Source organism: Azospirillum thiophilum, from assembly GCF_001305595.1.
Classification (GTDB): domain Bacteria; phylum Pseudomonadota; class Alphaproteobacteria; order Azospirillales; family Azospirillaceae; genus Azospirillum; species Azospirillum thiophilum.
In genome coordinates this window covers 785,568-805,343 of record NZ_CP012402.1, presented here as the reverse complement: position 1 = coordinate 805,343, position 19,776 = coordinate 785,568, and the positions used below count along the sequence as shown (strand labels likewise).

The following is a 19,776-nucleotide window of genomic DNA, read 5'->3' as shown; positions in this document are numbered from 1 at the left end:
GTCATGGCCCGGACCAACGACTTCGCCCTTGCCTACGCCTCGGCGCATGAAGAGGCCGGGATGACCCGGATCAACCTTGCGCCCATCCTGCACCGCATCGCCGAAGATCCGAATTACTTCTTCAGCGACGAGTTGCTTGCCCTTGCCGGCCATTGCCCTGCCCATGGCGATACCCGCAAGGAGGATTTCGAGAAGGTCGCGATCAACACGTTGCTGGGCGTCCTCTATGTCGACCTTCGCGATCACATCATCGCCCGCATGCCGCTGGACGAAACCGGTCAACTTCGGCTGTCGACCCCGCCGGACTCGCCGCACGGTCTGGACTTCACCGACCCTGAGAACATGGCCGCCGCCGATCCCGATCGCATGGTGGGTTTCCTGCGCGATTCGGTCTGCCACCTGCTGGACGCCGTCATCAAGGATTGGGCGATCAAGGTGATGGTGGAAGAGGAGCACTGCCGGGAAGAGGGCACCATCACCGAGCTTGCCGCCGCCGGCTATGTCCTGGGCCGCGAATTGCAGAAGTCGGTGCTTCACGGTCCGTCGGGCTACGACATGCTGTCGATCACTAAGACCGGCAGCCATACCGCGCTCCATGTCTGCTGGAATCTGGTGGAAGCGGCGCCTCTGCTGCGCCCCGGCCTGGAGGCTGCCGCCTATGACGACCTTGTCCGCCGAAGCCTGAAGCAGGTGCTGCCGCTGGCGATGGGCAGTCTCGGCATGCTGTGCCAGTTCATGGCCGCGGGCAGGATCGAGGCCGACGACCATCAGGCCATCCACCCCCTGCGCCCCGACCAGTCGGCCTTCCTCTACGATCCCGACAAGGATCTGATCGTCCTGAACACCGACCTGATCGAACCGACGGCGATGGTAGGCGAGCGGCATTATACCGGCTGTCCGGCCTTCTACGCCAACGGCCTGATCAACCTGTACATGGAAATCGTCCTGACCCTGGCGGCGCAGCACGGCATGTATGTCCGGCTTCAGGGCCGGGCTGCGGGTCTGGCTTCGCAGCTCCGCGGCATGACGGGTTCTTGACGGAACGACGACCGTGCCTATGTTGGCGTTCCGTCAGAGTCGAAAGGTCTAAGTTGGCGAAGAAGAGCTATTTGCGGGCGGTCACCACCACGGCGCTGGCCGACGCGATCAAGCGCGGCCGCAGCCGCATGGCGACGCCTTGGCAGCGTGCACTGGGCCACCTGGAAAGTGTGTTCATCGATCATGCCTGCTTCCGGCTGATCTATTCCAACACCTACCGTATCTCGCCCAACATGTACCGGGCGAGCCAGCCCTCGCCATCGCACATCGCCTTGGCGGGCCGTAACGGGGTGAAGACGATCCTGAACCTGCGGGGATCGCGCGACTGCGCCTCCTACATCCTGGAGGCGGAGGCCTGCAGCGCCCACGGGCTGGAACTGGTCGACTTCCCGGTGAACTCCCGTGACATGCCGAAGAAGGAAACGCTTCTGAAAGCGCGTGAGCTGTTCCGGACAATGACCTATCCGGCACTGATGCATTGCAAGTCGGGGGCAGATCGCGCCGGCTTCATGTCGACGCTGTACCTGTTCGCGCATGAAGGTCAATCGCTCGACCGGGCAATGCAACAGTTGTCCTGGAAATACGGCCACTTCAAGCAGGCGAAGACTGGCATTCTCGACTATTTCTTCGAGTTGTACGCCGCCTACAACCAGAAGCGCCCTATCCCGTTCTGGGACTGGGTCGAGCACGTCTATGATCCGGTGGAGGCCAAGGCCAGCTTCCGGTCGCGCGAATGGGCCGACGCCGTGGTCGACCGGGTGCTGGGCCGCGAGTAGCGCGACCCGGCGACCCCGATATCACCGGGCGACGTACCAGTCCGTCCGGTGATTGAAGGCGACGAATGCATTGAGCACCACCGCACCCAGGATGGAGGCCAGCAGCGCCGGCCCCTCCAGCACGAAGGCCGCGGCCGAGAAAACCGCCAAGTCGAACAGTGCCTGCAGCCATCCGGCGCGGAAACCGGTCTTCTCCTGCAGGTAGAAAGCGAGGATACCGACCCCACCGCCACTCGCGCCGTGGCGGAACAGTCCGATCACGCCGATCCCGACACAGAATCCCGCGAGCACCGCCGCGACATAAGGGTTGATGGCGTTGAAGCTCATCATCGAAGGCAACAGGCTGGACAGCACGGAAATACCGGTAACGGCGATCAGCGACTTGATGGTGAAGCCGACGCCGATCCGGGCAAGCGCAAGAAAGTAGAAAGGCAGGTTGACCAGGAAGAACAAGAGTCCAAAATTCAGGCCCGTTGCATAAGAAATTACAAAGGCAAGCCCTGCCGCCTGACCGGTTACCAACCCTGCAGCATGCAGGATGGCAATACCGAACGACGTCATCACGATTCCGAACAATTGACCCTGCAGATTATCGAAGAAGCTATGCGCAGCACGAGGGCGATCGTAAGTTACCGGTGCAGGGGATGACGAAATGGTCTGCGTTGAATTGTTCGTCATGCCAATCACCCTTCGGTGTCGCCGGAGTTTTTACATGCAGCCTCCAATATAGGTCATTTTTGCTGACCTATCCATACTTCGATTGGGCAAAGGAACAGCTATGCGCTCAGCCCAGCCATGGACCTCTTCGTTGGTCCTTTGGTGCCGGGGTTGCTGTCGTTATGCCGCCAAGGTCCTTGCCAGGGTATCCCCGTCCACATTGCGGCCGGACAGGACGGCCACCGTCCGGCCGGTGCGCCCAAGCCGGCCACTCAGCACGGCGGCGACTCCAGCGGCACCGGCACCCTCCACCACCACGCCGAAAGAGCCGTGCAAGGCACGCATCGCCGCGGCGATTTCCGCTTCCTCCACCTCCACGATGCGATCGACCAGGGTGTCGACGATGAGTTGGGGCAGTTTGCCCAGGGCATGGACATTGATGCCATCGGCGAGCGTCGGGCCGCCACGCCGGGCCAGCCGGACGCCGATCACCCGGACCAACGGGCGCTGGGCCTTGACCGCTGCGGCGACACCGGCCAGCAGTCCGCCGCCGCCGACCGGAACCACTACGGTTTCCACATCCGGCCTGTCAGCCAGCACTTCCAGTCCGACCGTACCCTGACCGGCGATGACGTCGGGATCGTCATAGGGGTGGAGAAAGGTCAGCCGCCGCTCCGCCGCCAACTCCAGCGCCCTGCCCTTCGCCTCGCCCACCGTGGCGCCATGCAGCACCACCTCCGCTCCGAGTTCGGCGGTGCGCTCCACCTTGCAGCGGGGGGCCGTTTCCGGCATCACGATGGTCGCCCTCACCCCCAGTCGGGCGGCGTGCAGCGCGACGCCCTGCGCATGGTTCCCCGCGGACATCGCCACCACCCCGGCGGCCCGTTCCGGCGCCGTCAGGCGCAGAAGGCGGTTCAGTGCGCCACGCTCCTTGAACGCGCCGGTAGCCTGGAACACCTCGGCCTTCAGCCACAGCTCACGACCCAGCGTCGGCGCATGGAGCAGCGGGGTGCGAACGATCTGGCCGGACAGCCTGCGGGCGGCGTCGGTCATCGCCAACAGCGGCAACCACGCGGGCAGACGGTCTTCAAAATCGGGAGCGTGACCGGGTGTACAGACGGACAGGGTGCGCGCGGCATCGGCATGCGCGGTGAACATCGCGATGATCCTCGACAAACGAATTTTCGGGTAGAGCGGGCGTGACCCGGACCGCCTCAGCGGACCGGGTGGATAATTCGCGCCGAGCCACACATTCGCTCGCCAAGACGGGCGCCACCATTGGGCGCCAGAACGGCGGTCAGACAGTTGGACTTGTCATGAACCGGATTGGGGGCTCCGGGTGCCACAAGGTGCAGCGACACGCCACACACTCCACACGACCAGTGAACACGAACGCGGCAACTTTCCGACGCTCTCAGAGCGCCGGGCCGGTAATTCGCATTCGCATGGTGGCGGTGATGTTCATAGGATCTGCATACCCGTTGCAGCGGCGGCGGTCAAGCCGTCATCGTCCAAAATGCCGCAGAGCGTTGCTTTGCCATCAATTCAGCTCCACCCGGTTCCGTCCGCCGGCCTTGGCACGGTACAGTGCTTGGTCGGCCCGGCCCAGAACCGTTTCCACCGTATCCTCCAGCGGCCGGATTTCGGTCAGGCCGAAGCTGGCTGTCAGCTGGAAGTGCCGGCCATCGCTCAGCGGTATGGCCAAAGCTGCCAATCCGCCGCGCAACCGCTCCGCGATTGCGATGCCGGCACCGCGTGACGTTTCCGGAAGCAGGATGGCGAATTCCTCCCCGCCGATCCGACCGAGCTGGTCGGAGACACGCAGATGGCCCCGAATCACGTCGACCGTTTTGCGGATGGCGTCGTCGCCGGCAGCATGCCCCAACCCGTCGTTGATCCGCTTGAAATGGTCGATGTCGAGCATGATCAGGCAGGCGGAGCCGGTCTCCTGCCTGGAATTCCCCACCTCCTGCCCGGTCAGCAACTGTTCCAGCAGATCGAGGATATGGCGGCGATTGTGGACGCCGCTCAGCGGGTCAGTGGTTGCCAGACGGTGCAGTTCGCGCTCCATCCGGCGGCGTTCGGTGATGTCGGCGGCGATACCGATCAACCCGGCATCGCTGCCATCGGAAGCCGTCAGCGGCTGTTTCACCACCAGCAACTCGCGAGTATCGCCTCCAGGCCCAACCACGCTGGCTTCGAAGGAAAAGGCATCGGTCTCGGTCGTCTGTTCCACCTGTCCGGTCTCCATCCGCCGGGCCTTGCCGATTGCCCGCTCGGTCTGTTGCGCGTTGTCGGAGAACAGTTCGCGGAAGGCGCGGTTGCACAGGGCGTAGCGGCCGGCAGCGTCCTTGTACCAGACCGGGCTCGGCATCAATTCCACCAGATTCTCGATGAAACGGCGCTGTTCGTCGGCGAGCGCCGTCTGGCGTTCCAGTTCGGCGGTACGTTCTGCCACTCGGCGTTCCAGAGACTGGTTCAGCGTCTCGATGGTGACAAGGTCACGCCAGCCACGCACCGCGCTGATCACGCTGGTGAACAGCTTCTGGGCGGTCAGCTCCGCCTTGCTCTTATAGTCGTTGATGTCATAGGTGACGATGATCTCGCGCTCCGGCGCCTGTCCGGGCTGGCCGGTGCGAAGGATGATGCGGATATGACGGTTGCCCAGGTCGCGGCGGATGTGATGGACCAACCGGAGGCCGGCATCATGGGTTTCCATCACCACATCCAGCACCACCACCGGCAGGTCCGACCGTTCGGCCAGGATTGCCCTCGCCTCCACTGCGGAAAATGCACTGACGATGGCGAAGCGGCGCCCCTCGAACTCGAAATCGTTCAGCAGCAGGCGGGTCATCGCGTGGACCTGCTCATCGTCGTCGACCACCAGCACCGGCCAGGGTTCGGCCTGCGGCGCCATGCTGCGGTCTTTGTCGGCGGCGGCGAACAGGCTTTCGTCCGCGAACAGTTCCTCGTCTCGGTTGGACATGGCGGCGGCGCTCACTCGCTCTCGATGTCGACGCCCGTGAACACCTGGAGGAAGGGATCGATCCGGTAATTCCGGACTTCCCTGCGCAGGGCGACGGACACGATGGAGTGGGCGATGGGGTACCAGGGCAATTCCTGATGGAAGATGCGTTGCGCCGCGTGGTAATGAGCGATGCGTTCCTCCTGTACGCTGGTGCGCTTGGCCTTCACCACTTGGTCTTCGAAGGCGGAGTTGCACCATTTGGCGAAGTTGCCGCCGCCAGGGCGGGCGGCGTCGCAGCCCAGCAACAAGAACAGGAAATTGTCCGGATCGCCGTTATCACCGGTCCAGCCATAGATCGCCATGTCATGTTCGCCCAGCGCCAAGCGGCGGCGGTATTCCCGCCACTCGTCGGTAACCAGATTAACCTTGATGCCGACGCGCTCCAAATTGGCCTGGATCAGTTCCGCCGCGCGCTTGCCGTTGGGCATGTAGGCACGGGCGACCGGTGGGTACCACAGATCGAGTGTGAAGCCGCCCGCATGCCCCGCCTCGGCCAGCAGTCTGCGGGCTTCGTTCTGGTCGAAGGGATAATCCCCGATGCTGTCGTCGTAGGACCACATGATCGGCGGAATCGGGTTCTTGGCCGGCCGGCCGGCCTCCTGATAGACCGCGTCGAGCAGCATCTGCTTGTCGACCGCCAGCGTGATGGCGCGGCGCACCCGCGCATCGTCGAGCGGGGCCTTGCGCGTGTTGAAAGCCATATAGTCGAGGTTCAGTCCCTCGCGCCGTTGAACAACCAGATTTGGATCCCTGCCGATCTTCGCCAATTCGGCCGGGTTTGGAAAAACCATCAGGTGGCATTCGCCTGACCGCAATTTGTTCAGCCGCACCGCGGCGTTGGGATTGATGGCGAAGATCAGGGTGTCCAGCGGCTGGCGCCCGCCCCAATATCCTTCGAAAGCCTTGTAGCGGATCGCCACGTCCTTCTGGAAGGAAACCAATTGGAACGGTCCGGTGCCGACCGCCTCCTCGTCGAACAGGTCCAGCGTGCCGGCTTCCATCAGGGCCGCGGCATATTCCGCCGACTGGATCGAGGAGAAGGGCATGGCTAGGTTGGCCAGGAACGGGGCCTCCGGCCGATTCAGCGTAATGCGGACGGTATGGTCGTCAATCCTGTCCACTGCCTTCAGCAGCGCAGCCATCGACATATCCTTGAAATAGTCGTAGGTCGCCCTGCCCACCTTGTGAAAGGGATGGCCGTCCTTCCATTGCCGCTCGATGGAGAACAGCACGTCGTCCGCATTGAACAGCCGGGTCGGCGTGAAACGGTCGTTGGCATGGAAGCGCACGTCGCGGCGCAGCCTGAACTCGTAGGTTAGGCCGTCTTCCGACACCGTGTAGGATTCCGCCAGACCGGGCATCACACGAGTGGTGCCGCGCACGAACTCAATCAGATTGTTGTAGAGCGGCAATGCCGCATTCATGCTGGTGCCGGTGGTGGTGACCTGCGGATTGAAGCTTTCCGGATTAGCCTCTGAACAAAATACCAGGGACTTGTCCGCCATTGCCGGCCCGGCTGCCGTCAAGCCCAAAAGAAGAGTGGAAACGGCCAAACCTCTTGCAAAGGGATTCATCCGAAACGTCCGGGACACCAGCATTCAATGCTCCAGCGAAGACTGTGCCTCAACCAATGATCTCATGTTATCAGTAGCAAAACGACGTGGGAAGCGAATGGTGAAACGGACACCGTAGCCAACGGCACTGTCGACCGACACCCGGCCACCCAGCGCATTCGCCACTAAGTTGTAAACAATGTGCAGGCCGAGCCCGGTGTTCCCTGCCCCGCGCCGGGTGGTGAAGAAGGGATCGAACACCCGCCCCAGATGGATCGGTGCGATACCCTTGCCATCGTCGGCATAGACCAGTTCCACCATGTCGGGCATGATCGGCGCCGCGGTGATGGACAGATGGCCCTGCTGACCCTGGTCATAGGCGTGGGCGATCGAGTTCATCACCAGATTGGTCAGGATTTGCGCCAGCACACCGGGATGGCCGTCGATCTCCACAGGTTCGGGGCACTCCACCCGCAAGGTATGACCGGCCCGCCGCCATGACGGGCTGAGACTGGTCGCCAGATCCTCCAGATAAGGCTTCAGCATGAAACATCGTGCCTCCCCGCTGGTCTGGTCAGCTGCGACCTGCTTGAAACTCTGCACCAGTTCACCCGCTTGCCGCAGGTTCAGCACCATCAACCGGGTCAACTCCTCCGCCGTGCTATGGAAATCGATGAAATCGCCGCGGCGCAGGCTCCCGTCGCGGGCCAGCCGTACGACTGCTTCCAGCCTGTCCTGTAGATGGGTCGCGCCCATCAACGCATTGCCGAGCGGGGTGTTGATCTCATGCGCCACACCGGCAACGAGCGCTCCAAGCGAGGCCATCTTCTCGGCCTGGATCAGGTCGGCCTGGGTGCGGCGCAGGTCCTCCAGAGCATGATCGGCACGTTCCTTCGCTTGGCGCGCCGCCTGCTCGCGCAGGCCGATCTCGCGGATGAAGAAGTCGGCGGCCCGGGCCATCGCCCCGAACTCGTCACGGCGGCGGGTGCCGTCGATGCGGCCAGCCAGCGGATCGTCTGCCAACCGGGTCATCTGTTCTTGCAGGCGCAGCACCGGCCGGCTGATCGAACGCGCGACGACCAGGGCCGCACCACCGCCCAGCAGCAGGCCGATGGTCGCGCCCACGATCAGGATGCGGGTCAGCAATTCGCCGATGCCGGCGGCCTCGTCGCGGAAGGTCTCGTCCAACTGCCTTGCGGTCTCCACCAGGGCACCAGCGTTGCGATCCATGGCAACCAGCAGTTGGTTCAGTCGGCGTAGCCCCGCCGCAGTGCGTCCCAGGCTGTCGCGCCAGTTGCGGATCGCCGACAGCACCTCATCCTGCAACAGCGGCGACATGGGCAGGCTGCGGACGGTCGCCAGCAGGATGCCGGCATCGTCGACGATCCGATCCGCCTCATCCGCGTCGCGTACCGCGACCGCTTCGGCCGCCCGGCGGCCCAGCCGCAAGGCGACGACGGCGACGTTCTGGGTCTCCTGTTCCGTATCGTTGGCCTGGATGGCATAGGCGATCAGCTGTACCACCTCGTCCTGCACCGCGGCGTAGCCGGTGGACTTCACCATCAGGATTCGGGCGGTCAATGCCTCGATGGCCGCCGCCGCCTCGGTACCGGCACGCTGGGCCTCCTCCAGCGCCTGCTGCGCCTCGGCGGATCGCTCCTGTGCCTCGCGCAGACGGTCGAGCGGCAGACGCAACGACGGCAGCAACGAGGACAGGTAGGTCACGTCGGGCTGGCGGTCCAACGTGCCGGTCAGGACCAGCGCCCGCACCGCAGGCAGGGTCCGGATCACCTGCTCTGCAAGCATGCGTTCGGCCAGCGTGCCGCCATCCGCGGCATTGGCCACGACGTCGACCGCATGCTCAAAGCCCTCCAGCGCCGCGTCCCGCCCGGTCTGCGCTTCGCGCAGGGCGATGACCGAAGCTTGCAGCGCGGCGACTGCGGAGGCATAGCGGACGGCGGCCTCTTGCGCCGGATAGCGGTCGGCAAGCGGATCGGTCCGTCGCAGGGCGTCCCGAAGCCGAGCGGTGGTGGCGAACAGTTTGTCGGTTGCGATGCGGAAATCGGCGGGGGTTGATGGTTGCCCGGTGCCGAAGGCCAAGCCGGCGACATGCTGCGCCTCCATCCGCTGCAGGGACAGCATCGCCTCGCGCAGGTCATGGGCGCCGTCCACCACGTCGCGGCTGTCACGCAGGCGCCGGTCGGCCTCGGTCAGCGATCCCAACAGGTCGACATTTGCGGCATGCTGCCGTTCGCGGGCACGGTCGGTCAGGGCCATCAGCGAGGCGGCGTAGCGTCCCATGTCGTCAACCGCCGCGTCATTGGCTTCGGTCACCGCAATGAAGGCATGCATCTGACCGACATAGCGCTCCAGAACCATGGTAGCGCGCTCTACTTCCTGCCGGTGAGCGCTGGTGGACCCGACCTTGTCCAGCCGGCGGAGTTCGGCACCGGCTGCGTCAGACAGCGCCACGAACCGGGCAGCACGGCCGGAACGCTCGGCGGGAGCGACCTGGAGATAATCGATGCGAGCCGCAGTCGCGGCCAACACGTCGCGGTGGACCGATCCGGCCAGCACCGCAGCTTCATACACCCGCTCGCCGCGGCCCAAAAGCAGCCCGCCGGCGATGGCGATCACAGCCGCCACGGCGACCGGAACGCCTCCCACCACCGCAATGCGCGAGCGAATCCTCATGGCGCCGCCACCGCAAGCGCAGGTGTGCACGCTTCCCATGCAACGCGCCGTGATCGAAAAAAGGATGATGGGCGATCCGCCACGAGCGCTCCGAACTCAGGACCATCTGGGCCTTATCAGAGCAACGGGCTGGGGCAAAGGGATAAAGAACAGCATGCACAAGGGGCAGTGCCCTTGTGCGGCATCCGCGGTTGCCGCCTCCTTCCGCATCATCGATGGGACGGATGGCGGCAACCCATTGCTGGAGTTTCTACGACTTTGTCGGAACCCCGAGCTTCGACCGGACGGCGGCCAAGCCGTCCTTCCCGTCCAGGGTGGTGACACCGGACAACCAGCGCTCAAGAGTCTCGGGGTTCTTCTTCAGCCAGGCCTTGGCAGCGGCATCGGGCTTCTTGTTGCCATTCATGATGTCGTCCATGACGGCGTTTTCCATGTCCAGCGTGAAGCTCAGGTTGGACAGCAGCGTGCCGACGTTCGGGCATTCCGCGGCATAGCCCTTCCGGACGTTGGTGGCCACGGTGGCGCCCCCCAGATTGGGACCGAACCAGTCGTCGCCCCCTTCCAGATAGGTCAGCTCGAAGCTCTTGTTCATCGGGTGCGGTTCCCAACCCAGGAAGACCATCCACCCCTTGGAGCGCGCCGCCCGCTTGACCTCGGCCAGCATGCCGGCCTCGCTAGACTCAACCAGTTTAAAATCCTTCAAACCGAAGGCATCCGCCTTCAGCATCTTGTCTATGATCAGGTTGCCGTCGTTGCCAGCCTCGATCCCATAGATCTTGCCGCCCAGCTTGTCCTTGAACTTCACGATGTCGGTGAAGGTCTTCAACCCGGCGTCGGCTGCATATTTCGGCACCGCCAGCGTGTATTTCGCACCTTCCAGGTTGACGCGCGCCACCTCGACCGAGCCGTCTTCCAACACCGGCTTCAAAAAGGGCTCCATCGTCGGCATCCAATTGCCGAGGAAGACATCCAGCGACTTGGTCTTGAGGCCCGTATAGACCAGCGGGACCGAAGACATGATGGTGGTCGGCTTGTAGCCCAGCGCGTCCAGCGTGACGGAGGCAAGCGCAGTCGTCGCCGCAATGTCGGTCCAGCCCACGTCGCCGAAACGCACGGACTTGCAGGAGGCCGGATCGGCAGCAGACGCGCCGCCGGTCGCCAGCGACAGGATTGCCGCAACCCCTGCCAGAACACCCGCTACCCTCTTGGCCGGAGCCTTCCATTCCGTCATGTAGTCAACTCCACTTCTTCTGTTTTCGTTTCTTCTGTTCTGTCGTTTTCGCAATCGACGGAACGGGGAAAATGGCGCATCTGTTGCCACGCAAGCCAAGGCGCCGGTTCGGACCGGAGCCGGCGGAGAAGGACAGGAGACCACACACCCCATGCCCAAAGTCGGAATGGAACCGATCCGCCGCCGTCAGTTGATCGACGCCACCATCACCTCGATGGGCGAGCATGGGTTGGCCGACACCACGGTCCAGACGATCAGCCGTGGCGCGGGCGTGTCGCCCGGCATTATCCATCATTATTTCGGCGGCAAGGACGAACTGCTGGCCGCAACCATGCGCAGCATGCTGCAACAGTTGCGCGACGACGCGACACAACGGCTGGCGACTGCCACCTCTCCGCGTGCTCGGCTGGAGGCGATCGTCGATTGCAACTTCGCCCCCGGTCAGTTCGAGCCTCGGGTGGTCGCCGCCTGGCTGGGCTTCTGGGCGCAAGCGCCGCACAATCCGGCGCTGGCGCGGTTGCAGCGGATCAACGCCCGGCGCCTGCATTCCAACCTGCTGCACGCGCTGCGCCCGCTGCTGCCGGCGGACCGTGCGGAGCGGGTGGCCGTCGGGCTGGCGGCGATGATCGACGGATTGTGGCTGCGCTTCGCCCTGACCGGCGCCATCGATGGCAGCGCCGCGCGCGCCGTGGCGCTGGGCTACCTCGATTCCGAACTCGACGCCTAGGATCACCGCCACCACCGGTGCCGCTTCGCCTGGCTTGCAGGGGGGCGGCCGAAGCTCTGGGTGATGCGGTCAAGCATGACGGCGAGCAGAACGACGCTCAACCCGCTCTGCACGCCGAGACCGATGTCCAACCGCTGGATGCCCTGGAGCACCACATTGCCGAGGCCGCCGGCACCGATCATAGAGGCGACGACGATCATCGACAGCGCCATCATCATGGTCTGGTTGACGCCGGCCATGATCGACGGCAGGGCGTTGGGCAACTGCACCTTGTACAGCAGCTGATGGTCGCGGCAGCCGAAGGCACGGCCGGCCTCCACCAGTTCCGCCGGCACCTGCCGGATGCCCAGTGCGGTCAAACGCACCGCTGGCGGCATGGCAAAGACAACCGTGGCTATGATGCCCGGCACCCGACCCAGGCCGAAGAACATCACGGCGGGGATCAGGTAGACGAAGGCCGGCATCGTCTGCATCAGGTCGAGCAGCGTCTTGCCGACCCCGTCGGCCATTTTGCTGCGCGCCATCCAGATGCCCAGCGGCACGCCGCCGGCCAGGCTGAGCACGGTGGAGGCGAGCACGAGGCCGAGCGTCGAGACCGTCGGTTCCCACAATCCCATGACGAAGATCGCCCCCAGAGCCAGCAGGGTGAACAGGGCAAAGCCGCGGCCAACCCGCCACAGCGCGATCCCTACCATGATAAGCGCCAGCATCCAGGGTGGTGCCCCCAGCAGCACCCCGTCCAGCGCGCCGCCCACCCCATCCACCACGCCGGCGATGGCGTCCAGGGCGGGCTGCCCATGGTCGAGGATCGCCGTTACCAGCCATTCGGAGCCACGGGCGATGCCGCCGCCGATGGTCTCGCTCAGGCGCTCCACGTCGAGGAAATCCGCCTCAGCCATGTCGAACCCCGAGGCCGACGCCGTCGCAGCGGTCGAGCGCCGCCAGCAAAGTCGTGCGCGAGATCACGCCGACCAGGCGGCCGTCCGCTTCGACCACCGGCAATGGACAGGGGGCCGCCGCAACCCGACCCAGCAGCGTGTTCAGCGGTGCGTCCGCAGCCACCGGCTCAAGTCCGAACAGGGCGGACGCGCCGCCGCCGGCCAGGACGCCGCGGAAATGGCCGGCGGCGTCGGTCCGGTAGCGGAAACGCGCCGGTTCTCCCTCATCACCCCGGCTCGCGTCGCTTGGTGGGCGGGCTATGTCGCGGGCACGCAGCAGGCGCGACGCATCGACGCCACGGAAGAAGGCGCGAACATAGTCGTCGGCCGGCGCACGCAGGATCTCGGCTGGAGTCCCGATCTGGGCGATGCGCCCGTCTTCCATCACCGCGATGCGGTCGGCCAGGCGCATTGCCTCCTCCGCGTCGTGGGAGATGAAGACGATGGTGCGCGCGTCCTCGCGCTGCAGCCGGAGAAGCTCGTCCTGCATGTCGGAACGGATCAGCGGGTCCAGTGCCGAGAAGGCCTCGTCCATCAGCATGATGGTTGGATTCTTGGCGAGCGCGCGGGCCAGTCCGACGCGCTGCTGCATGCCGCCCGACAGTTCGTTCGGGTAGCGGTCGGCATAGGCGCCCAGTCCCACCCGCTCCAGGGCTGCCAGTGCCGCTTTACGCCGTTGCAATCGCGGCATCCCGGCAATTTCCAACCCGAAGGCGGCGTTCTCAAGCGCATTACGGTTGGGCAACAGGGCGAAGGACTGGAAAACCATGCTCATGTCCCGCCGTAGCACCGAAACCAGTTCGGCCTGCGTCAGTCTGGTCAGGTCGCGACCATCCAGCCTGATCTCCCCCTCCGACGGTTCGACCAGCCGGTTGAGCAACCGCAGGATGGTCGATTTGCCGGAGCCCGACAATCCCATGATGACGAAGATTTCGCCGGCCCGGATCTCGAATCCGGCATCGACCACCCCGACACTGACGTTCAGCCTTTGCAACACCTCAGCCTTCGTGGCGCCACGGTGAAGCATTTCCAGCGCCGGACGAGGGTCGTCGGCGAACACTTTCCGCAGGCCGCGAACAGCCAAACGCACCTCTCCCGTTCTCGTTGAAGACGAGGCGGCAGGCGGAGGCGGGATCACGGTCATGGCAAGACTTCCAGAAGGCAAAGGCTCGGAGAGCGACAATAGGGCCGTAGATTGCCCCGGGACGAGAGCGCGGTCGATAGCGGCGTTCATGGAGTTTGCATTTTGATGACGCCGAGGCGCGATTGACCGGGCGGGCAAAGGGCTTTATTTTTGATTGATCGTTCAATGAAAAGAGATTTTGTTGATATTACGGCGGATCCGCGGGCTCATACTGTCGAGCATCACTTAACAGTTGGATCGATTCGAACGGTTGCCACATCCATCTCGTCCCCCCATCGGAGACCACGACCTCATCCCCGCACAGGCTCTCTCTCAATCAACGATTTGCCTCGACAAGGCTTGCAAAGAACGTTTGATTATACGCGAAGCGAGCAATCAGGATAATATCAATAATATTTTTGCAGTGATTCAATTCTAATATTTCTATCTGGTTAAAGCTACCTCTGACGAAAGTCAGATGGATAAGCCAAGAACGTAAGTAAAATATTCCATTACGAACGTTCTAGACTTTCAGATCACCCGTAACAAAATATTTATCTAAAAGATTACACTTTATTCACATCGCTCTATCGTGTTTAATAATTTTAATGCATACTGCAGTATGCCGGCAACGTAGATCGCGGAAATCGTATCAAACGTCGGTTTAAAAAGCCGTCGGCTGTGACGGCCGCACGCAGGAATTTGGAAAATAAAGGATATCCGATTATGAATGTCGATCTGTCCAATAGGCACGCGAATCGCCTGGCTGCCTTCTCGATCACCGACGGGGATCTCCGCCTGCTGCAGAAAAACTGCGACTTCGCGGAACGACACCTTCCCGGTCTTTTGCAGCAATGGCACCGTCACTTCTCCGCTTGGCCGGAAATCCAGTCGGCTTTGACCTTGCCTGAAGTTCATGCCGCCCGTGTCGATCATTGGACGCGCGCCGCATCCGGCCGGATCGACTCTGCGTTCGGCGACTCGGCTCGCCGACTGGCGTCGCTGTTCTACGAGAATGGCGTGCCGGCCTATGCGGTTTCGATCTGCCATTACATCGTCAGTTCCAACATTGCCCGTGAACTGGGCCTGACCGGCGGCAGCGACGATGGCATGCTGGCCGGGCTGTTCGGTGCCGCCGACCGCCGCACCCGGGCCGCACAATTGGAGGCGCTGACCAAGGTGGCGTGGTTCGACATGGAACTGTTGCTGGAGACCTACAAAGAAGCGGAGGAACGCAGCAAGCGCGCCACGCTGGACGAACTTGCCGGGAACTTCGAGCACAGCGTGCAGAGCATCGTCGAGGGCACGGTCGCCGCCTCCAACCAGATGCAGGCTCACGCCCAGCGCATGTCAGAGATTGCCGGCGCCACCAGCCGCCGCTCGTCCGATGTGGCGTCGGAGACGGAAGTCGCCTCGGCAAGCATGCAGACGGTCGCCAGCGCCACGGAGCAGCTTTCGGCCTCCATCGCCGACATCAGCCGCCACGTCAACGAATCCTCCCGCATCTCGACCTCGGCGGTTGAGGAGGCCGAACGGACCAAGGATACGGTCAGCGGCCTGGAAGCGGCGGCACAGCGCATCGGCGAGGTGGTAAGCCTCATCAACAACATCGCCAGCCAGACCAACCTGTTGGCTTTGAACGCCACCATCGAGGCGGCGCGCGCCGGCGAGGCGGGCAAGGGGTTTGCCGTCGTTGCCAACGAAGTGAAGCATCTCGCCAACCAGACCGCCAAGGCGACGGAGGACATTTCCGTCCAGATCGCCGGAATGCAGAATGCCGCAGGCAGTGCCGCCGAAGCGATCCATGGGGTCGGCCGCACCATCACCCATATCAACGAGATCGTCACCACCGTCGCCGCCACGGTGGAGGAGCAGGCCGCCGCCACCCAGGAAATCACCCGCAACGTTCAGGAGGTCGCGATCGGCGCCCGCCGGGTCACCACTTCGATCGGACAGGTGACGCAATCCTCGTCGGAAACAGGCGACATCGCGCATGAAGTGCTGTCGGCCGCCGGTCTGCTGCATCGGCAGGCTGACGAACTGCATCGCGGCGTTGGCGACTTCCTGGCCCGCATCCGCTCCGCCCGCTGAGCCCGCAAGGCCACCCTCCCGCATCGCGACGCATGGCTGCCTCCTCCGGCCGCGCCGGTTCCATGGCTGGACGGAAGGGGCTACCGGCGGGCAGCATGCCAAGGGTGCGAATCATTTGTGCAGGTATGAGTCCGTGGCGGATTTTTGGAAAGGAGCGGGGCGTAACCAGCTGAAATCCGCGATGCAGTGGGCGGGCCTGCTTATCCTGTCGGCGATGGCGACGCTGGCGCTGAATGAGATCGGCCTTGCTGCCGCTTGGTTGATCGGCCCGATGATCGCAGCCATCGCGCTGGGGGTCGGCGGTGCCTCGGTCCGAGTGCCGACATCGGGCTTCACAGTGGCCCAAGCCATCATCGGCTGCCTCGTCGCGCATGCGGTCACCCCATCGATCCTGCTTTCCATAGCCCATAACTGGCCGTTGATGCTGGGTACGGTCGGGCTGACGGTGCTGGTCAGTGGCGTCGTCGGTTGGCTGTTCGTCCGCTATGGCAGCCTGCCGGGCACCACCGCCGCTTGGGGCGTATCGCCGGGCGCCGCCTCCGCCATGGTCGCGATAGCCGGGGATTATGGTGCCGACGCCCGGCTGGTGGCGGTGATGCAATATCTGCGCGTTGTCCTGGTCGTGCTGAGCGCTTCACTTGTGACACATGCACTGACTTCCGGGTCGCCGGGAGCCATCCTGCCGGCGGCACCGGTCGAGGCACTGGATCCCCGAGGGCTGGCCGCCACTCTGTTGGTCGCGGCAGTCGGAGGCTGGATCGGACATCGGTTCCATATCCCGTCGGGCGCTTTGCTGGTACCGATGGTGCTGGGCGCCCTCGTCCAATCCGGAGCGGGAGTGGCACTGCAGCTTCCGCAGCCGCTGCTGACCATCACCTACACCGTGATCGGTTGGAGCATCGGCCTGCGCTTCACCCGCGAGGTACTCGGCCACGCCCTGCGCGCGGTGCCGCAGATGCTGCTGTCGACCGGGTTGATGATTGCGCTGTGCGGCCTTTCGGCCTGGATGCTGGTCACCCTGCTTCCGACCGACCCGCTGACCGCCTTCCTAGCCACCAGCCCGGGCGGACTCGATTCGGTTGTGGTGATCGCGCTCGGCACCGGCGTCGACCTGCCGCTGGTCCTGGCATTGCAGACCTTGCGGCTGTTCGTGGTGGTGCTGACCGGTCCGCCGCTGGCCCGCCTGATCGCCCGCTACGCCTGAGCCTCCCCCAAATGGACCGGCGGCCACGGCCGCACCGTTGCGCCGGCCCTGCCCACGGCTCTACTGTTCTCTCTCCTCTTTCTCCGGAGTGCCCCGGCAATGACCGACCAGCCCCATCGCCCCGAAACCATCGCCGCCGGCGCCCTGGGATTCGAGGATGCCGCCAGCGGCGCGGTCATTCCGCCGATCCACCCGTCGACCACCTATGTCCGCGATCCCGACAACGGCTACAGCCGGGGCCGCGTCTATGCGCGCGCCGACAATCCAACCTTCGACATTCCGGCCCGCACCATCACAGAGCTGGAAAAGGGCGTCGACACGCTATTATTCGCATCCGGCATGGCCGCAGCAACGGCGGTGTTCCAGGCGCTGGACCCGGGCGACCATGTGGTGGTGCCGGAAGTGATGTACTGGGCCTTCCGAAATTGGGTGCATGGGCCGGCCACACGCTGGGGCTTGCGGGTCGAAGGGGTTGACACCAGCAACACCGATGCGGTGCGCGCTGCGCTGCGACCGGGCGAAACCCGGCTGGTGTGGGTGGAGACGCCCGCCAATCCGCTGTGGACCATCACCGACATCGCAGCGGTGGCGGAACTGGCGCATGAGGCCGGCGCGTATCTGGCGGTGGACAGCACGGTGGCGACCCCGGTGCTGACCCGGCCGCTGGAACTGGGCGCCGACATCGTCATGCATTCGGCGACCAAGTACCTCAACGGCCATTCGGATGTCGTCGCCGGCACGCTGACCGCAGCCCGCATGGACGAATTCTGGCGCCGGATCAAGGCGGTGCAGGCCCAGCAAGGTGGTATTCTCGGCAGTTTCGAGGCATGGTTGCTCCAACGCGGCCTGCGCACCCTGTTCGCGCGCGTCCGTTGGCAAAGTGCCGCCGCCATGTCGCTTTCGGAGCGTTTGTCCATCCATCCGCAGGTGGCCGAAGTGCTCTATCCCGGCCTGCCTGGCTTCCATGGCCACGGCATCGCCGCCCGGCAGATGACCGGCGGCTTCGGCGGCATGCTGTCGATCCGGGTGAAGGGAAATGGAAGTGCCCAAGCCACCCAGGCGGCCATCGACACCGCTGCCCGCGTCGGCATCTGGCGCCGCGCTACGTCTCTGGGCGGCGTGGAAAGCCTGATCGAGCATCGCTCCAGCATCGAAGGTCCATCTTCTCCGGTGCCGGGCGATCTGTTGCGCCTGTCGGTTGGATTGGAGTCTCCGGACGACCTGTTCGAGGATCTGGATCAGGCTCTGCGCCGGGGCTGACCTGCGCCCCGGTCACCACCTTTTCGCCGGCCGTTAGCGGAATCCGAGTATCCCCAGCGCGGATAGGGCTTGACAGTGAGAATGATTCGCGACGTTATTCGCTGAGAATCAGTCGCACATTTGTCAATACCGACCACCGACGTTCGAGGAGACCTCCATGTCGAAGCGCGCTGCCGGCCTCGCCGCCGTAGCCGTCGTTGCCCTTCTGCCCTTCGCCGCCAATGCGGCGGCGCCGGCTTACAAGGACGTGGCGAAGAACTACGCCGACATCGCCCATGCCGCCTATGAGGACGCCACCAACGGCGCAAAGGCGCTGAAGAAGGCGGTGGACGCCCTGGTCGCCAACCCGACCGAGGAAAACCTGGCGAAGGCGCGCGACGTCTGGAAGACCGCCCGCGTTCCCTACATGCAGACGGAAGCCTTCCGTTTCGGCAATCCGATCGTCGACGAATGGGAAGGCAAGGTCAACGCATGGCCGCTGGACGAGGGCCTGATCGACTATGTCGACGATGGCTATGCCGGCGGCGAAAGCAACCCCTATGCCAAGGCGAATGTCATCGCCAACCCGAAGATCACGGCCGGCGGCAAGACGATCAACGCCACCAAGATCACCAAGGATCTGCTTGCCGGCAAGTTGCACGAGGCCGGCAAGGTGGAGGCGAACGTCGCCACCGGCTACCATGCGGTCGAATTCCTGCTGTGGGGCCAGGATCTGCACGGCACCGGTCCCGGCGCAGGCGAGCGCAAGGCGACCGACTATGCCAAGGGCAAGGACTGCACCAACGGCCACTGCGACCGCCGCGCCCAGTATCTGACCGTCGCCACCCAGATGCTGATCGACGACTTGGCCGAGATGACCGCCGACTGGGCGCCGAAGGGCAAGGCACGCGCCTCCATCGCCAAGACGCCTGAGAGCGAGGGCGTCGCCCGCATGCTGACCGGTCTGGGCTCCCTCAGCTACGGTGAACTTGCCGGCGAGCGCATGAAGCTCGGCCTGATGCTGCATGATCCGGAAGAGGAGCACGACTGCTTCTCCGACAACACGCACAACTCGCATTATTACGACGAAGTCGGCATGGTGAACGTCTACAACGGCAACTACAAGCGCACCGACGGCAAGACCGTTTCTGGCGCTTCGCTGTCGCAGTTGGTCGCCGCCAAGTCCACCGATGCTGACGCCGCGGTCAAGGCCGCCATGGCCGACACCATGAAGGCGATGCAGGCGATCAAGGACACCGCCGACAGCGGCAAGATGGCCTACGACCAGATGATTGCCGCCGACAACGACGAAGGCAACAAGCTGGTCGCCACCGCCGTCGACCGTCTCGTCGACCAGAAGAAGGCGCTGGAAGGCGCCGTCAACGCTCTTGGCGTCTCCATCACCGTCGAGGGTTCCGACAGCCTTGACGACCCGTCGAAGGTCGGCAAGTAAACAGCGTCTTCCGGCTCCGGTCCC

Annotated in this window: 15 protein-coding genes; 7 read left to right on the top strand and 8 right to left on the bottom strand. The window is 64.1% G+C overall.

Annotation, left to right across the window (positions count from 1 at the left end; all coding sequences use genetic code 11):
* The first annotated feature begins 3 nt into the window (after positions 1-3).
* Both AL072_RS17160 and AL072_RS17155 read left to right on the top strand, forming a co-directional pair.
* Complete coding sequence (locus AL072_RS17160) at positions 4-1,038, top strand: hypothetical protein (protein ID WP_045583043.1); 1,035 nt, start codon at positions 4-6, stop codon at positions 1,036-1,038.
* A gap of 53 nt (positions 1,039-1,091) precedes the next feature.
* Positions 1,092-1,814, top strand: coding sequence for a protein tyrosine phosphatase family protein (locus AL072_RS17155; RefSeq protein WP_045583044.1), 723 nt, complete (start codon positions 1,092-1,094; stop codon positions 1,812-1,814).
* Positions 1,815-1,835: 21 nt separating this feature from the next.
* Here the strand turns inward: AL072_RS17155 and AL072_RS17150 are convergent, their stop codons facing one another.
* The 6 genes from AL072_RS17150 to AL072_RS17125 form a co-directional block, all read right to left on the bottom strand.
* Complete coding sequence (locus tag AL072_RS17150; protein ID WP_245636821.1) at positions 1,836-2,492, bottom strand: YitT family protein; 657 nt, start codon at positions 2,490-2,492, stop codon at positions 1,836-1,838.
* Between the two features lie 159 nt (positions 2,493-2,651).
* Complete coding sequence (locus AL072_RS17145; protein ID WP_045583046.1) at positions 2,652-3,629, bottom strand: pyridoxal-phosphate dependent enzyme; 978 nt, start codon at positions 3,627-3,629, stop codon at positions 2,652-2,654.
* Between the two features lie 382 nt (positions 3,630-4,011).
* The gene (locus AL072_RS17140) at positions 4,012-5,457 is read right to left on the bottom strand and encodes a sensor domain-containing diguanylate cyclase (protein WP_045583377.1); all 1,446 of its coding nucleotides are present in this window, start codon (positions 5,455-5,457) and stop codon (positions 4,012-4,014) included.
* Positions 5,458-5,468: 11 nt separating this feature from the next.
* Positions 5,469-7,004 carry an ABC transporter substrate-binding protein gene (locus tag AL072_RS17135; RefSeq protein WP_245636820.1) on the bottom strand — a complete coding sequence of 512 codons (1,536 nt, stop codon included), beginning with the start codon at positions 7,002-7,004 and terminating at the stop codon, positions 5,469-5,471.
* Positions 7,005-7,097: 93 nt separating this feature from the next.
* Positions 7,098-9,746: a sensor histidine kinase gene (locus tag AL072_RS17130; protein ID WP_245636819.1), complete on the bottom strand. Its 2,649-nt coding sequence runs from the start codon at positions 9,744-9,746 to the stop codon at positions 7,098-7,100.
* Between the two features lie 250 nt (positions 9,747-9,996).
* The gene (locus AL072_RS17125; protein WP_045583047.1) at positions 9,997-10,977 is read right to left on the bottom strand and encodes a choline ABC transporter substrate-binding protein; all 981 of its coding nucleotides are present in this window, start codon (positions 10,975-10,977) and stop codon (positions 9,997-9,999) included.
* A gap of 151 nt (positions 10,978-11,128) precedes the next feature.
* On the opposite strand from AL072_RS17125, the gene betI reads away from it, so the two are divergent.
* The gene (betI, locus tag AL072_RS17120; protein ID WP_045583048.1) at positions 11,129-11,704 is read left to right on the top strand and encodes a transcriptional regulator BetI; all 576 of its coding nucleotides are present in this window, start codon (positions 11,129-11,131) and stop codon (positions 11,702-11,704) included.
* A 2-nt stretch (positions 11,705-11,706) separates the two neighbouring features.
* Here the strand turns inward: betI and AL072_RS17115 are convergent, their stop codons facing one another.
* Together AL072_RS17115 and AL072_RS17110 are read right to left on the bottom strand one after the other, a co-directional pair.
* A complete protein-coding gene (locus tag AL072_RS17115) occupies positions 11,707-12,603 on the bottom strand; it encodes an ABC transporter permease (RefSeq protein WP_060721726.1) in 897 nt (298 codons plus the stop codon).
* Positions 12,596-13,732, bottom strand: a complete 1,137-nt coding sequence (locus tag AL072_RS17110; RefSeq protein ID WP_342669604.1) for a quaternary amine ABC transporter ATP-binding protein — start codon at positions 13,730-13,732, stop codon at positions 12,596-12,598. The genes AL072_RS17115 and AL072_RS17110 overlap by 8 nt, the downstream gene beginning before the upstream one ends.
* A 714-nt stretch (positions 13,733-14,446) precedes the next feature.
* On the opposite strand from AL072_RS17110, the gene AL072_RS17105 reads away from it, so the two are divergent.
* The 4 genes from AL072_RS17105 to AL072_RS17090 all read left to right on the top strand — a co-directional run bounded on the left by AL072_RS17105 (position 14,447) and on the right by AL072_RS17090 (position 19,752).
* Entirely contained in the window at positions 14,447-15,856 is a 1,410-nt protein-coding gene (locus AL072_RS17105; RefSeq protein ID WP_245636818.1) for a globin-coupled sensor protein, read from the top strand.
* Between the two features lie 181 nt (positions 15,857-16,037).
* Positions 16,038-17,060: an AbrB family transcriptional regulator gene (locus AL072_RS17100; RefSeq protein WP_045583051.1), complete on the top strand. Its 1,023-nt coding sequence runs from the start codon at positions 16,038-16,040 to the stop codon at positions 17,058-17,060.
* A gap of 99 nt (positions 17,061-17,159) precedes the next feature.
* Positions 17,160-18,320, top strand: a complete 1,161-nt coding sequence (locus AL072_RS17095) for a trans-sulfuration enzyme family protein (protein WP_045583052.1) — start codon at positions 17,160-17,162, stop codon at positions 18,318-18,320.
* A gap of 157 nt (positions 18,321-18,477) precedes the next feature.
* Positions 18,478-19,752 carry an imelysin family protein gene (locus AL072_RS17090; RefSeq protein WP_045583053.1) on the top strand — a complete coding sequence of 425 codons (1,275 nt, stop codon included), beginning with the start codon at positions 18,478-18,480 and terminating at the stop codon, positions 19,750-19,752.
* Positions 19,753-19,776: the final 24 nt, after the last annotated feature.

Excerpts from the sequence above, each read along its gene's own strand:
- AL072_RS17160 (WP_045583043.1), top strand. The coding sequence starts at position 4 with ATGGCCCGGACCAACGACTTCGCCCTTGCCTACGCCTCGGCGCATGAA.
- AL072_RS17150 (WP_245636821.1), bottom strand. The coding sequence starts at position 2,492 with ATGACGAACAATTCAACGCAGACCATTTCGTCATCCCCTGCACCGGTA.
- AL072_RS17145 (WP_045583046.1), bottom strand. The coding sequence starts at position 3,629 with ATGTTCACCGCGCATGCCGATGCCGCGCGCACCCTGTCCGTCTGTACA.
- AL072_RS17140 (WP_045583377.1), bottom strand. The coding sequence starts at position 5,457 with ATGTCCAACCGAGACGAGGAACTGTTCGCGGACGAAAGCCTGTTCGCC.
- AL072_RS17135 (WP_245636820.1), bottom strand. The coding sequence starts at position 7,004 with ATGGCGGACAAGTCCCTGGTATTTTGTTCAGAGGCTAATCCGGAAAGC.
- AL072_RS17130 (WP_245636819.1), bottom strand. The coding sequence starts at position 9,746 with ATGAGGATTCGCTCGCGCATTGCGGTGGTGGGAGGCGTTCCGGTCGCC.
- AL072_RS17125 (WP_045583047.1), bottom strand. The coding sequence starts at position 10,977 with ATGACGGAATGGAAGGCTCCGGCCAAGAGGGTAGCGGGTGTTCTGGCA.
- betI (WP_045583048.1), top strand. The coding sequence starts at position 11,129 with ATGCCCAAAGTCGGAATGGAACCGATCCGCCGCCGTCAGTTGATCGAC.
- AL072_RS17115 (WP_060721726.1), bottom strand. The coding sequence starts at position 12,603 with ATGGCTGAGGCGGATTTCCTCGACGTGGAGCGCCTGAGCGAGACCATC.
- AL072_RS17100 (WP_045583051.1), top strand. The coding sequence starts at position 16,038 with ATGCAGTGGGCGGGCCTGCTTATCCTGTCGGCGATGGCGACGCTGGCG.
- AL072_RS17095 (WP_045583052.1), top strand. The coding sequence starts at position 17,160 with ATGACCGACCAGCCCCATCGCCCCGAAACCATCGCCGCCGGCGCCCTG.
- AL072_RS17090 (WP_045583053.1), top strand. The coding sequence starts at position 18,478 with ATGTCGAAGCGCGCTGCCGGCCTCGCCGCCGTAGCCGTCGTTGCCCTT.